Source organism: Leifsonia sp. 1010 (genome assembly GCF_031455295.1).
In the GTDB taxonomy this organism is placed as follows: domain Bacteria; phylum Actinomycetota; class Actinomycetes; order Actinomycetales; family Microbacteriaceae; genus Leifsonia.
The window spans coordinates 176,085-188,773 of sequence record NZ_JAVDSL010000004.1; the positions used below are offsets into that span (position 1 = coordinate 176,085).

13 protein-coding genes are annotated in these 12,689 nt (G+C 69.9%); 5 read left to right on the top strand and 8 right to left on the bottom strand.

The genetic code is table 11. The annotated features are described in order from the left end of the window. The first annotated feature begins 179 nt into the window (after positions 1-179). On the top strand, positions 180-1,274 hold the full coding sequence (locus J2Y42_RS16605) for a sn-glycerol-3-phosphate ABC transporter ATP-binding protein UgpC (protein WP_309860673.1): 1,095 nt from the start codon (positions 180-182) through the stop codon (positions 1,272-1,274). A 101-nt stretch (positions 1,275-1,375) separates the two neighbouring features. Continuing rightward, a complete protein-coding gene (locus J2Y42_RS16610; RefSeq protein ID WP_309860674.1) occupies positions 1,376-2,680 on the top strand; it encodes a DUF4032 domain-containing protein in 1,305 nt (434 codons plus the stop codon). Positions 2,681-2,756: 76 nt separating this feature from the next. Here the strand turns inward: J2Y42_RS16610 and rlmB are convergent, their stop codons facing one another. The 4 genes from rlmB to J2Y42_RS16630 form a co-directional block, all read right to left on the bottom strand. Further along, complete coding sequence (rlmB, locus tag J2Y42_RS16615; RefSeq protein ID WP_309860676.1) at positions 2,757-3,773, bottom strand: 23S rRNA (guanosine(2251)-2'-O)-methyltransferase RlmB; 1,017 nt, start codon at positions 3,771-3,773, stop codon at positions 2,757-2,759. Next, entirely contained in the window at positions 3,770-5,203 is a 1,434-nt protein-coding gene (gene cysS, locus J2Y42_RS16620) for a cysteine--tRNA ligase (protein ID WP_309860678.1), read from the bottom strand. The genes rlmB and cysS overlap by 4 nt, the downstream gene beginning before the upstream one ends. Before the next feature lie 88 nt (positions 5,204-5,291). Beyond that, the gene (ispD, locus tag J2Y42_RS16625) at positions 5,292-6,449 is read right to left on the bottom strand and encodes a 2-C-methyl-D-erythritol 4-phosphate cytidylyltransferase (RefSeq protein ID WP_309860680.1); all 1,158 of its coding nucleotides are present in this window, start codon (positions 6,447-6,449) and stop codon (positions 5,292-5,294) included. Positions 6,450-6,536: 87 nt separating this feature from the next. Beyond that, entirely contained in the window at positions 6,537-7,019 is a 483-nt protein-coding gene (locus J2Y42_RS16630) for a CarD family transcriptional regulator (protein WP_018191799.1), read from the bottom strand. A gap of 139 nt (positions 7,020-7,158) precedes the next feature. Here J2Y42_RS16630 and J2Y42_RS16635 point away from each other — a divergent pair, with 139 nt between their 5' ends. Next, entirely contained in the window at positions 7,159-7,665 is a 507-nt protein-coding gene (locus J2Y42_RS16635) for a hypothetical protein (protein WP_309860684.1), read from the top strand. Positions 7,666-7,756: 91 nt separating this feature from the next. On the opposite strand, the gene J2Y42_RS16640 is transcribed toward J2Y42_RS16635, so the two are convergent. Further along, the gene (locus J2Y42_RS16640) at positions 7,757-8,440 is read right to left on the bottom strand and encodes a response regulator transcription factor (protein WP_018191801.1); all 684 of its coding nucleotides are present in this window, start codon (positions 8,438-8,440) and stop codon (positions 7,757-7,759) included. Next, positions 8,437-9,588, bottom strand: a complete 1,152-nt coding sequence (locus J2Y42_RS16645) for a cell wall metabolism sensor histidine kinase WalK (protein ID WP_018191802.1) — start codon at positions 9,586-9,588, stop codon at positions 8,437-8,439. The genes J2Y42_RS16640 and J2Y42_RS16645 overlap by 4 nt, the downstream gene beginning before the upstream one ends. 193 nt (positions 9,589-9,781) lie before the next feature. On the opposite strand from J2Y42_RS16645, the gene phoU reads away from it, so the two are divergent. Next, positions 9,782-10,438, top strand: coding sequence for a phosphate signaling complex protein PhoU (gene phoU / locus J2Y42_RS16650; RefSeq protein ID WP_309860688.1), 657 nt, complete (start codon positions 9,782-9,784; stop codon positions 10,436-10,438). Positions 10,439-10,513: 75 nt separating this feature from the next. On the opposite strand, the gene J2Y42_RS16655 is transcribed toward phoU, so the two are convergent. Together J2Y42_RS16655 and J2Y42_RS16660 are read right to left on the bottom strand one after the other, a co-directional pair. Next, on the bottom strand, positions 10,514-10,987 hold the full coding sequence (locus J2Y42_RS16655) for a 2'-5' RNA ligase family protein (RefSeq protein WP_309860691.1): 474 nt from the start codon (positions 10,985-10,987) through the stop codon (positions 10,514-10,516). A 53-nt stretch (positions 10,988-11,040) separates the two neighbouring features. Further along, on the bottom strand, positions 11,041-11,790 hold the full coding sequence (locus J2Y42_RS16660) for a phosphoglyceromutase (protein ID WP_018191805.1): 750 nt from the start codon (positions 11,788-11,790) through the stop codon (positions 11,041-11,043). A gap of 69 nt (positions 11,791-11,859) precedes the next feature. Here J2Y42_RS16660 and J2Y42_RS16665 point away from each other — a divergent pair, with 69 nt between their 5' ends. Beyond that, on the top strand, positions 11,860-12,681 hold the full coding sequence (locus tag J2Y42_RS16665; protein ID WP_309860694.1) for a class I SAM-dependent methyltransferase: 822 nt from the start codon (positions 11,860-11,862) through the stop codon (positions 12,679-12,681). Positions 12,682-12,689: the final 8 nt, after the last annotated feature.

Here is a 12,689-nt window from a genome sequence, read left to right on the forward strand (position 1 = left end):
GGGTTACTGCGCCTGCGGCGAGCATCCGCACGTCCGGGTGGGGCTCCGGTCATGAGCATGTCCGCCGATGCCATATTATGGCCACGTGGCATCGGCGCCCATCGGACGTAGACGCCACGTTCATCCATTCACAACGGATCGTCCGGCACGTACCTGCCGGTGAAGGAGAAAAGAAGAAAATGGCGACAGTCACCTACGACAAGGCGACCCGGCTCTACCCGGGCTCGACCCGCCCCGCCGTGGACGCACTGGACCTGGAGATCGCAGACGGGGAGTTCCTCGTGCTCGTCGGTCCCTCCGGTTGCGGCAAGTCCACGTCCCTCCGCATGCTCGCGGGCCTCGAAGAGGTCAACGACGGCAACATCTTCATCGGCGAGCGCAACGTCACCGACGTCCCGCCGAAGGACCGCGACATCGCGATGGTGTTCCAGAACTACGCGCTGTACCCGCACATGACCGTCGCCGAGAACATGGGCTTTGCGCTCAAGATCGCCGGTGTCGGCAAGGAGGAGCGCGCCCAGCGCGTCCTCGAGGCCGCCAAGCTGCTCGACCTGGAGCCGTACCTCGGCCGTAAGCCGAAGGCGCTCTCCGGTGGTCAGCGTCAGCGCGTCGCCATGGGCCGCGCGATCGTGCGTTCGCCCCAGGTGTTCCTCATGGACGAGCCGCTGTCGAACCTCGACGCCAAGCTCCGCGTCCAGACCCGTACGCAGATCGCGTCGCTGACCCGTCGTCTCGGCGTCACCACCGTCTACGTCACGCACGACCAGACCGAGGCTCTGACCATGGGCGACCGCATCGCGGTGCTCAAGGACGGCGTCCTGCAGCAGGTCGGCACCCCGCGCGACCTGTACGCCCAGCCGAACAACGTCTTCGTCGCCGGCTTCATCGGCAGCCCGGCCATGAACCTGTTCACGGCCGACGTCACCGACGGCGGCGTCAAGTTCGGTTCGGCCGTCGTGCCGGTCGAGCGCGACACCATCGCCAGCGCCGGTTCGGCTGTCACCATCGGTGTCCGCCCGGAGGACGTCGTCGTCTCGAACACCGAGGGCACCGGCCTCAAGGTCACGGTCGACCTCGTCGAGGAGCTCGGCGCGGACGGCTACCTGTACGGTCACTCCGAGGTCGAGGGCAAGCGCACCGACATCGTCGGCCGCGTCGACGGCCGTATCCACCCGAACGCGGGCGACACGGTCTACATCACCCCGAAGCCGGGCCACGTCCACGTGTTCCACGCGGAGTCGGGCGAGCGCCTCGGCGGAGCTGTCGTCGACTAAGGTCCAAGAAGCGATTCCTCACTCTGCCGCAGTCCGGATCGGGCTGCGGCAGAGTGCTTTGCGCCAGCCAGCACCGCCCCACCACCGACCGGAGGACCACCGTGGCCGGATCCGTCAACATCACCGCAGCGACCGTCGACCCGGCGCTGCTCGACCTCCCGTGGAACCTTCCGCTGGAGGACTGGTCGAATGAGCACATCGCCCTCCTGCCGAAGGGCATCAGCCGCCACCTGGTGCGGTTCGCGAACCTCTCCGGCTACGTCATCGCCATCAAGGAGACGACGGCGGAGATGGCGCAGCGCGAGTACGACATGCTGCGGACGCTGCAGCGTCTCGACGTGCCGTGCGTCGATCCCGTCGCGGTGATCAAGAACCGCACGGATGACAACGGCACCCCCCTGAATGCGGCCCTCGTCACCCGGCACCTGAAGTTCTCCCTCCCCTATCGGGCGCTGTTCTCGCAGACCCTCCGGCCGGACACCGCGACCCGTCTGGTCGATGCTCTCGCCGTGCTGCTGGTGCGCCTGCACATCGTGGGCTTCTTCTGGGGCGATGTGTCGCTCTCCAACACCCTGTTCCGTCGTGACGCGGGCGCATTCGCCGCCTACCTGGTGGATGCGGAGACCGGCCAGCTGTACGAGGGCGGCCTCTCGAACGGGCAGCGCGAGAACGACCTGGAGATCGCGCGGGTCAATATCGCCGGCGAGCTCATGGACCTGGAGGCCGGCGGCCGGGTGGATGAGGAGCTCGACCCGATCAGCCTCTCCGACGGCATCGTGGCGGCCTACCGGAAGCTCTGGAAGGAGCTGACCGGCAGCGAGTCGTTCTCGTCGTCCGAGCGCTGGCGCATCAGCGAGCGCGTCGAGCGGCTGAACGAGCTGGGCTTCGACATCGAGGAGCTGGCGATCAAGACGTCGGAGGAGGGCACGAAGGTGCGCATCCAGCCGAAGGTCGTCGACGCCGGACACCACCAGCGCCGCCTGCTCCGCCTCACGGGGCTCGACACGGGCGAGAACCAGGCCCGGCGCCTGCTCAACGACCTGGACTCGTACGCGGCGACCCTGGGCAAGGAGGGGCTGGACGAGGAGGCCATGGCGCACGAGTGGCTGATGCGCGTGTTCGAGCCGGTCGTGCGCTCGATCCCCGCGGACCTCAAGGGCAAGCTGGAGCCGGCGGAGGTCTTCCACCAGCTGCTGGAGCACCGCTGGTTCATGTCGCAGAAGGAGGGACGCGATGTCCCTCTGGCGGAGGCCCTGACCTCGTACATCAACGACATCCTGCGCCACCGGCGCGACGAGGCGACCGTCATCGCCCCGCCGACCGAGACCATCAGCCTTCCGGTGCTGAGCAGCGGTGCCGCGGTGGACGACGACGAGGACGACGACGACTGGCGGTCGAAGGTCTGACGCCCTGGATGGCCGACGGCGTCGACAGTCCAGCGCCGTCGACAGTCCAGCGCCGTCGAGGGTCTGACGCCGCGTGTTACTTCGCGGCGCGGGCCTCGGCGCGCAGCTTGGCGATCTCGTAGAGCGTGACGCTCGCCGCGATGCCGGCGTTCAACGACTCGGTCGCCGCGGTGATAGGGATCGACACGACGGCGTCGCACGTCTCGGTCACCAGGCGGGACAGGCCCTTGCCTTCGCTGCCGACGACGATCACCACGGGCCGATCGGCGAACGAGAGTCCGGGGAGGCTGACGTCGCCGCCGCCGTCGAGGCCGAGAACGAAGACTCCGGCCTTCTTGAACTCCTTGAGCGTCTGCGTCAGGTTCGGAGCCATCGCCACGGGCGTGCGTGCGGCCGCCCCGGCCGACGTCTTCCAGGCCGCGGCGGTCATTCCGACCGAGCGGCGCTGCGGCACGATGACGCCCTGGCCGCCGAACGCCGCCGTCGAGCGGATGATCGCTCCGAGGTTGCGCGGGTCCGTGATGCCGTCGAGTGCGACGAACAGCGGGGTCTCCGACGAGCGCAGGGTGCGGTCCAGCAGCTCACCGGGGTGCGCGTACTCGTACGGCGGCACCTTCAGGGCGACGCCCTGGTGCACCGCATCGCGGCCCGCGAGGCGGTCGAGCTCGGGCCGCATGACCTCGAGGATCGGGATGGCTCGGCCGGTCGCGATGGAGAGGATCTCCTTCATGCGGTCGTCGAACTCCACGCGCGCGGCGACATAGAGGGTCGACGCCGGGATGTCGGCCCGCAGAGCCTCGAGCACCGAGTTGCGACCGGTGACGATCTCGCTCTCGTCTCCGCTCTTCGCCCGGCGCGAGGCGCCCGATGCACCGCGCGGCGCGGTGTCGCGCCCGCTCCGCGCGGCCTTCGCCGCCGCGCGCTCGCGCAGCGCCTTGGCCTTGCCCGCGGGGTGATAGTCGCGGTCCTCCGCCTTCGGCGTCGGCCCGCGGCCCTCCAGCGCCTTGCGGCCATGGCCGCCGGTGCCGACCTGGGCGCCCTTCTTGCTCTTGCGCACCGCTCCGGCGCGGGGCTTTCCACCCGAGTTCTTCATGATCCGATGCTCCAATGCGACCCCGTCGGGGTGTCTTCGATGGTGATTCCTGCCGCCGCCAGCTCGTCGCGGATGCGATCGGCTGCGGCGAAATCGCGTGCGGCCCTGGCCGCCTGCCGGTCGGCGAGAAGCCGACCGATGAGCTCGCCGAGCGCGGTGTCCGCGGCGGTCGAGCCACCGCTCCGCCACTGCGGCGAGAGCGGGTTGATGCCGAGCACCTCCGTCATCGCGAGAACGTGCCCGCGCGCGGTGGCCGCTGCCTCCAAGTCTTCCGCATCCAGCGCCGCGTTGCCTGAACGCACGGTGTCGTGCAGCACGGCGAGCGCCTGCGGCACCGCGAGGTCGTCGTCCATCGCCTCGGCGAAGGCGTCGGGGACGACCTCGACGCCGTGCCCGGCGAACCGGGTGCCGGACAGCCGCCGCTCCACACGCTCGAAGAACCCGGCGATGCGGTCGAGCGCGGCCTCGGCCTCGCTCAGGGAGCCGTCGTGGTAGTCGATGGTCGACCGGTAGTGCGCCGATCCGAGGTAGTAGCGCACGACCAGGGGACGCGCGGCGCCCAGCAGATCGGCCGCGTAGACCGAGTTGCCGAGCGACTTGCTCATCTTCTGCCCGTTCACGTTCACGAGGCCGTTGTGCACCCAGTAGTTCGCGAAGGCATCGCCCGCCGCCGTCGACTGCGCCAGCTCGTTCTCATGGTGCGGGAAGCGGAGGTCGAGCCCGCCGCCGTGGATGTCGAACTGCGGTCCGAGGTAGCGGCGCGACATCGCCGAGCACTCGATGTGCCAGCCGGGGCGCCCGTCACCCCACGGCGACGCGAACGACGCCGAGGCGGGCTCGTCGTCCTTCCGGCCCTTCCACAGGGCGAAGTCGCGGGGGTCGCGCTTGTCGCGCGGGTCGGCGTCGGCCGCGGCCTCCATGTTGTCGATGCTCTGCCGGGTGAGCTCGCCGTAGGACGGCCAGCTCTTCACATCGAAGTACACGTCGCCTGAGCCGTCCGCCGCCGGATAGGCGTGACCGGCGTCGATGAGGCGCTGGATGATCTCCTGCATCTGCGGGATGCTGGCCGTCGCGCGGGGCTCGTACGTGGGCGGCTGGACACCGATCGCGCGGTAGGAGTCGCTGAACTCCAGCTCGAAGCGGTAGGCGAGCGCCCACCACTCCTCGCTGCCGCCCGCAGCCTGCCCGGCCGCCGCGTTGACCAGGATCTTGTCGTCGATATCCGTGACGTTGCGCACCAGCGTGACGTCGAGCCCGCGGTAGCTGAGCCACCGACGCAGCTGGTCGTAGACGAGGGCCGAGCGCAGGTGCCCGATGTGCGGCGACGACTGCACGGTGGGCCCGCACACGTACATTCCGACCTCGCCGTCGCGCAACGGGACGAAGTCGCGCAGAGCGCCCGCCTTGGTGTCGTAGAGCCGAAGAGTCACGGCATAAGCCTACGGGCCACGCCCCGGCCGTCGCTCCGCCATGACCGAGTTGGGGAAAACCTCGCGCTGTGCCGGGTTGTGGACGGATTCAGCCCAGGAGCAGCGCGGTCGCCTGTGCAGTGATCCCCTCGCCGCGTCCGGTGAAGCCGAGCCCGTCCGTCGTGGTCGCCCCGACCGACACCGGAGCCCCGAGAATCGCCGAGAGGCGCTCCTGCGCCTCCTGCCTGCGCGGCGCGAACTTCGGCCGGTTGCCGACCACCTGGACGGCCACGTTCCCGATCCGGAACCCCGCCTCCTCCACGAGTCGCCGAGCCTCGGCGAGGAACACCTCCCCGTGGGCGCCCGAGAACCGCGGATCGCCCGTCCCGAACACCCCGCCGATGTCGCCCAGCCCGGCCGCGGACAGCAGCGCGTCGACGATCGCGTGCGCCACGGCGTCGCCGTCGCTGTGCCCGGCGAGCCCCGGCTCCCCCGGCCAGTGCAGCCCGGCGAGCCACAGTTCCGCGCCTTCGTCGAAGGCGTGCGTGTCGCTCCCGCTGCCGATCCTCGGCGTCGTGGATCCCGCGAGCAGCTCCTCGGCCCGCCGGAGATCCCACGGCGTCGTCACCTTGAAGGCGTGCGCGTCGCCGGGCACCACATCCACCCGGAAGCCGGCGGCGGCCACGAGCCCGGCGTCGTCCGTCTCGTCGCTCTCGGCCAGCGCGTACGCCGTCAGCAGCTGCTCGCGCGGGAAGCCCTGCGGTGTCTGCACCGCCGACAGCGCGGACCGGTCGACGGTCTCGTGCACCTGCCCGTCGCCACCGATGCGCTTCACCGTGTCGCTGACTGGCAATCCGGGGATCACGCCGTATCCGCGCTCGACCACCGCATCCACCACCGCGTCGAACAGCTCGGTCGGCGCGAGTGCCCGGGCGGCGTCGTGAACGAGGACGATGTCGGCTCGCGCATCCACCACGGCCAGCCCCTCGGCGACGGACGACTGCCGGGTCGACCCGCCGGCCACGACGGTCACCGGCCCGCCGATCGCGAGTCGCGCCAGCGCTTCGGCCTCGTCGAGGCGGTCGGACGGCGCGACGACGATCGGGTCGACCGCGTGCCGCATGCCCCGAATGGCATGGAGCGACCGCTCCAGCAGCGTCAGGCCGTGCAACGGCACGAAAGCCTTCGGGAGCTCGGCGCCCAGGCGCGTGCCCGATCCTGCTGCCACGACGACGACCGCGACGCGCGGTCCGGGGATGCTGTCCACGCGTCGAGCGTACCCGGCGGCCTGCTCCGCGTACGACGAAGGCCCCGCCGCACGGAGCGACGGGGCCTTCGAATTCGTCGGGAGCGCCTAGGAGGCCAGCACCTCGTCGAGCAGGCTGGAGGCCTTCTCGTCGTCGGTCTTCTCTGCGAGCGCGAGCTCGGAGATCAGGATCTGGCGGGCCTTGGCGAGCATGCGCTTCTCACCGGCGGAGAGACCGCGGTCCTGGTCGCGACGCCACAGGTCACGGACGACCTCGGAGACCTTGATGACATCGCCGGAAGCGAGCTTCTCCAGGTTGGCCTTGTAGCGGCGGGACCAGTTGGTCGGCTCCTCGGTGAACGGAGCGCGCAGCACCTCGAAGACGCGGTCGAGACCCTCGCGGCCGATGACGTCGCGCACACCGACCAGATCGACGTTCTCGGCGGGGACCTCGATGGTCAGGTCGCCCTGCGTCACGTTGAGCTTGAGGTACAGCTTCTCTTCACCCTTGATGATTCTCTTCTTGACTTCGGTGATCGTTGCGGCACCGTGGTGCGGATAGACGACGGTCTCGCCAACCTCGAAAAGCATAGATTTGTTGTCCCTTCAGCAATGAATAGGATACCACATGAGGCACATGCTAAGGTTCGCCCTCACGCCTCCCGAGGCCCCGGACGACCCCTCCGGATGGGATAGAGTTGCAGGGGAAAATCACCGGGAGGGTCATTCAGTGAAAGCTCGAGTCGCGGCGTCCGTCGCCCTCGCCCTGGCCGTCGCGTTCGGCACCGCGGGATGCGGTTTCATCGCCCCACAGGCCACCACGAAGCACTACGACGCGAGCGACGGCGTGAGCGGGAATGTCGGCTCGATCGACGTCCGCAACGCGATCATCGTCACCGACGCGAAAGACGGAACGGTCGGCAACCTCGTCGTGACCCTCGTGAACACCGACAGCAAGAGCCACCGGGTCGCCATCAGCGCCGGAGACCAGAGCTCCAGCGCGGCGTACGTCACCGTCCAGCCCGGCCAGGTCAAGCAGCTCGGCCAGGACCCGGAGAACGGCGGCACCGGCAACGTCCTGATCCCGGAGTTCACCACCAAGCCCGGCGCCCTGTTCCCCGTCTACTTCCAGTACGGCGACCAGACCGGCGTCAACCTCAAGGTCCCGGTGCTCGACGGCCAGCTGCCCGAGTACGCGAGCCTCGTGCCGCCGACCATCCTGCCGGCCGCGGGCTGATTACCGGCCGGCACCCCAGACAGCAGAAGCCGCCCCGCGCATCGCGTGGGGCGGCTTCTTCGTATTCGGGACGAGCGGCCCGGGAGACGCCTCAGGCGTTGAAGCGGTAGCCCAGCCCGCGCACGGTCACCAGCATCCGCGGCTCCGACGGGCTCTCCTCGATGCGCGAGCGGATGCGCTTGATGTGCACGTCGAGCGTCTTGGTGTCGCCGAAGTAGTCGCTGCCCCACACCCGGTCGATCAGCTGGCCGCGCGTCAGCACGCGTCCGGCGTTCCGCAGCAGCAGCTCGAGCAGCTCGAATTCCTTCAGCGGCATGGAGATCTCCGCGCCGTTGACGGCGACCGTGTGGCGGTCCACATCCATCCGCACCGTTCCGGCCTCGAGCACGCCGTCGTCCTGCTGCTCCTCCTCGTCGACGCGGCGGCGGAGCACGGCACGGATGCGCGCCAGCAGCTCGCGCGACGAGTACGGCTTCGTGACGTAGTCGTCGGCGCCGAGCTCGAGCCCCACCACGATGTCCACCTCGGAGTCCTTGGCGGTCAGCATGATGATCGGCACGTTCGAGCGGGTGCGGATCTCGCGGCACACCTCGGTGCCCGGGATGCCCGGGAGCATGAGGTCGAGCAGGATGAGGTCGGCGCCGTCGCGGTCGAAGGCGGCCAGCGCGGACGGGCCGTCCTCCGCGACCTCCACCTCGTAGCCCTCCCGCTTGAGCAGGTACGCGAGCGGCTCGCTGAGCGAGGCCTCATCCTCGACGAGCAGGATGGATGTCACTGGTTGTCTCCTAACGGGGGTCGGACGCTGGATGCCTCGGGCAACCGGATCGTGAACGTGGAACCGCGGCCGGGCTGCGACCAGACGCGCACCTCGCCGCCGTGGTTCTGCACGGCGTGCTTGACGATGGAGAGGCCGAGCCCGGTGCCGCCGGTGTTGCGCGAGCGGGCCTGGTCGACACGGAAGAAGCGCTCGAACACCCGGTCGAGGTCCTCCTCGGGGATGCCCTCGCCCTGATCGGTCACCGCGATCTCGACAACGCCTCCGGTGTTGCGCACGCCGATCCCGATGCGGGAGTCGTCGGGCGAGTACTGGATGGCGTTCGAGATCAGGTTGTGGACAGCCGTGACCAGCAGGTTCTCGTTGCCGATGACCTGGGCGTCCTTGTCGCCGCGCATGGCGATCTCGATGTTGCGGGTCTCTGCGGCCACGCGGTTCTGGTCGATGGCGGCCTTGACGACCTTGCTGGCGGACAGCTCGGTCGCGTTGCCCAGCGCATCCGTCGCCTGCAGCCGGCTCAGCTCGATGATGTCCTGCGTGATGCGGGCGAGGCGCTGCGCCTCCTCCGACAGCCGCAGGGCGAAGCGGCGCACCTGCTCCGGATCGTCGGAGGCGCCGTCGAGCGCCTCGGCGAGCAGACTGACGGCTCCGATCGGCGTCTTGAGCTCGTGGCTGATGTTCGCGACGAAATCGCGGCGCACCGCATCCAGCCGGAACGACTCGGTGCGGTCCTCCGCGAGAAGCAGGATGTAGCGCGAGCCCAGCCGCGCGACCCGCACGCTCAGATGGATGCCCGCGTCGCCGAACGGTCCGCGCGACAGCTCGCACTCCTCGGTGAGGGACTCTCCGCTCCGCCGCACCCGGTTCACCAGGTCGACGAGGTGCGGGTGCACGAGGGCGCCGTTCCAGACCAGGCCGATGGCGTGGGCGCCGGGCGACGCCTTGATGACGTTGTTGGACGGGTCGAGCACGACGCCGGCGGACTCGAGCGCGTCCAGCACCTGGTCGACGCCGTCCGGCACCGCCGGGTTGACCACCTCGGCGGCGTGATGGCCGCGTCGCGCGGCGATGTGCAGGATCCACACGAAACCGGCGCCGACGGCGAGCCCCAGGCCCAGCGACAGCAGCACCAACCAGGTGGAGTCCATGGCCCCAAGCGTAGGTGATCACGATGCACGCGCATGGACGCATCCCGCCACCGGCCGCGTGTTTTCGCGGGTACGTTAGACAGTGTTCAGCCGGGGGGCACCGTTTGTTAACCTGCCACGGCGAACATGCAATACGGGGTCAGAAGGCCCCGACATCCCGCGTGCCCGCGCACGCCAGGAAGGACCACACCCCATGCGCGAAGTCTTCCAGCAGGAGCTGGCGGAAGTTCAGGACCGCCTCGTCGAGATCGCCGAGCTGGTCGTCCGCTCCATCCAGAACGCCACGCAGGCGTTCAACGACTCGGATGTGACGCTCGCCGAGGACGTCATCGCGAACGACCACCGCATCGACGAGCTGACGGTGCTGCTCGACGAGCTGTCCATCCAGATCCTCGCCCGGCAGCAGCCCGTGGCCCGCGACCTGCGCATCGTCGTGAGTGCCCTGCGGATCAGCGCGTCGCTCGAGCGGATGGGCGACATGGCCGAGCACATCGCGCAGCTGGCCCGGTACCGCTTCCCGGACAAGGTCGTGCCGAAGAGCCTCCGTTCGACCTTCTCCGAGATGGGTCGTCTCGACGTGCAGATCGCGCAGAAGCTGGCCGAGCTGCTCCGCTCGCAGGACCTCCGCCTCGCGGACGAGATCCGCAACGACGACGACGACATCGACGAGCTGCACATCAGCGTCTTCGACAAGGTGCTCGGCGAGACGTGGAAGGGCCAGGCTGTCGACACGGTCGACGCGACCCTCGCCTCCCGCTACCACGAGCGCTTCGCGGACCACGCGGTCTCGATCGCCAAGAAGGTGCAGTACCTCGCCACCGGCGATTGGGCTCCCGAGCTCGCCTCCTAACCCCCTCACTCCCCCCTCCCCAGCCAACAGCTCCTGAGTTTTTCGCCTCGCGCTCCGGCGTTTCGCGCGAAAAACTCAGGAGCTGTTGGCTTGGGTCTGGGGGTAGGGGTCAGGGGCGGAGGGGCGGAGGGGGATGCGCGCGGCGACGGTCCGGGCGGAGTGCGGAGCGCGGGCGACGACGGAGAGCTCCGTCAGGAGGACGTGCTCGCCGGGGTGCAGACGGCCGGCGGTCTGGTCGGTGACGTGCGGACGGTAGCCGTCTCGCAGGTGGCGCTGGTCGCGGATGACGGTGCCGGCGGCCTCCAGCGCATCCACCACCGCGAGGTGCAGCGCATGCAGCGGCTCGGAGGTGCGCAGCACCGTCACCGGAACAGTGCGATGCGCGCCGAACCGCTCGCGGGCTGCAGCGACGACCGGGATGGGCGGAACACGCGGGATGAGCGCGGCGACCGCATCCACGTCGAGCTCGGTGTCGAACGGCGGCACGATGGTGACATGCAGCGGCCAGTCGCCAGCCGGAAACGTCTCCCGAAACGACCCCGGAGACACGTCGTCGCCGCGTCCCCGGAGGAACGCGACGACGACGAAGGTGCTGGTCGTGGCTACTTCTTGCCCTGCGCGGCGACCGCGGCGGCACCGGCGGCCGCTGCCTCCGGGTCGAGGTAGTACGACGGCTCGAGCGGCGTGAAGTCCTCGCCGAGCTTGTAGACGAGCGGGATGCCGGTCGGGATATTGAGGCCGGCGATGTCCTCGTCGGAGATGCCGTCGAGGTGCTTCACCAGGGCGCGCAGCGAGTTGCCGTGCGCGGTGACGAGCACCGTCTTGCCCTCGGCGAGGTCGCGCGTGATGTCCGACTCCCAGTAGGGCAGCATGCGGGCGATGACGTCCTTCAGGCACTCGGTGCGCGGAAGGTCGTCGCCCAGGCCCGCGTAGCGCGGGTCGCCGACCTGCGAGAATTCGCTGTCGTCGGCGAGGGGTGGCGGCGGCACGTCGAACGAGCGGCGCCACAGCTGGAACTGCTCCGGACCGTACTTCTCGAGCGTCTCGGCCTTGTCGAGGCCCTGCAGCGCGCCGTAGTGGCGCTCGTTGAGCCGCCAGGAGCGCTCGACGGGAATCCACAGCCGGTCGGCGACATCGAGCGCGTAGTTCGCGGTCTGGATCGCGCGCGTCAGGACCGACGTGTGGAGCACATCGGGCTCGAGCCCGGAGTCGCGGAGCAGTTCGCCCGCCCGCTTCGCCTCGGCGACGCCGGTCTCGCTGAGTCGCACGTCGACCCAGCCGGTGAACAGGTTCTTCTCGTTCCACTCGCTGCTGCCGTGGCGCAGGAGGATCAGGGTGTAGGGAGCGGCCATGCCCCCAATCTATCGCGTCGCCGATGTCGGCGAGCGCGACGGGAACCCGCCCGCTGCCAGGATGGAGGCATGGCTTCCGGCGCGGTCGGCACGGTCACCCGTGGCACGACGAACACGAACCGGCTGCGCCGCGTCGACCGCTGGATCGCCGCGCAGCCGGTGCTCCGCCGCACCTCCGACCCGGTCGTGGTCGACCTCGGCTACGGCGCCAGCGGGGTCACCGCCCTGGAGCTGCATCAGCGGCTGGCCCGGGTGCGACCGGATGTGGAGGTCGTCGGCCTCGAGATCGAACCGGGCCGGGTGCGCACGGCGAACGAGCAGCTGGCCGCGGTGCGCGAGGGCCGGACGGGCTTCGCGCCGGATGCGCGCATCCGGTTCGCTCTGGGCGGCTTCGAGGTGCCGCTGCCCGACGGCCGGCGAGCCGCGGTGATCCGCGCGTTCAACGTGCTGCGGCAGTACCGGGAGGCGGATGTGGCCGAGGCCTGGGAGCGGATGCGCGCGCGCCTGCAGCCGGGCGGAATCCTGGTCGAGGGCACCTGCGACGAGATCGGGCGCATCTCCAGCTGGGTGGAGCTCGACACCGCCGGCCCGCGCACGCTGACCGTCTCGCTGCGGCTTCGCGGTCTGGACGCCCCCTCGATCGTCGCCGAGCGGCTCCCGAAGGCGCTCATCCATCGCAATGTTCCGGGCGAGCGCGTGCACGACTTCCTGGCCGATCTCGACCGGCTGTGGCGCATCCACTCGCCCCTCGCCGCCTACGGCCCGAGCCAGCGCTGGATCGCGGTCGCCCAGGGGATGCGCGACGCAGGCTGGCCGGTCGCCGCCGGCCGGGCGCGCTGGCGGCTGGGCGAGCTGACCGTGGCGTGGGATGCGGTGGCACCGAACCCTTGAGGCGACGG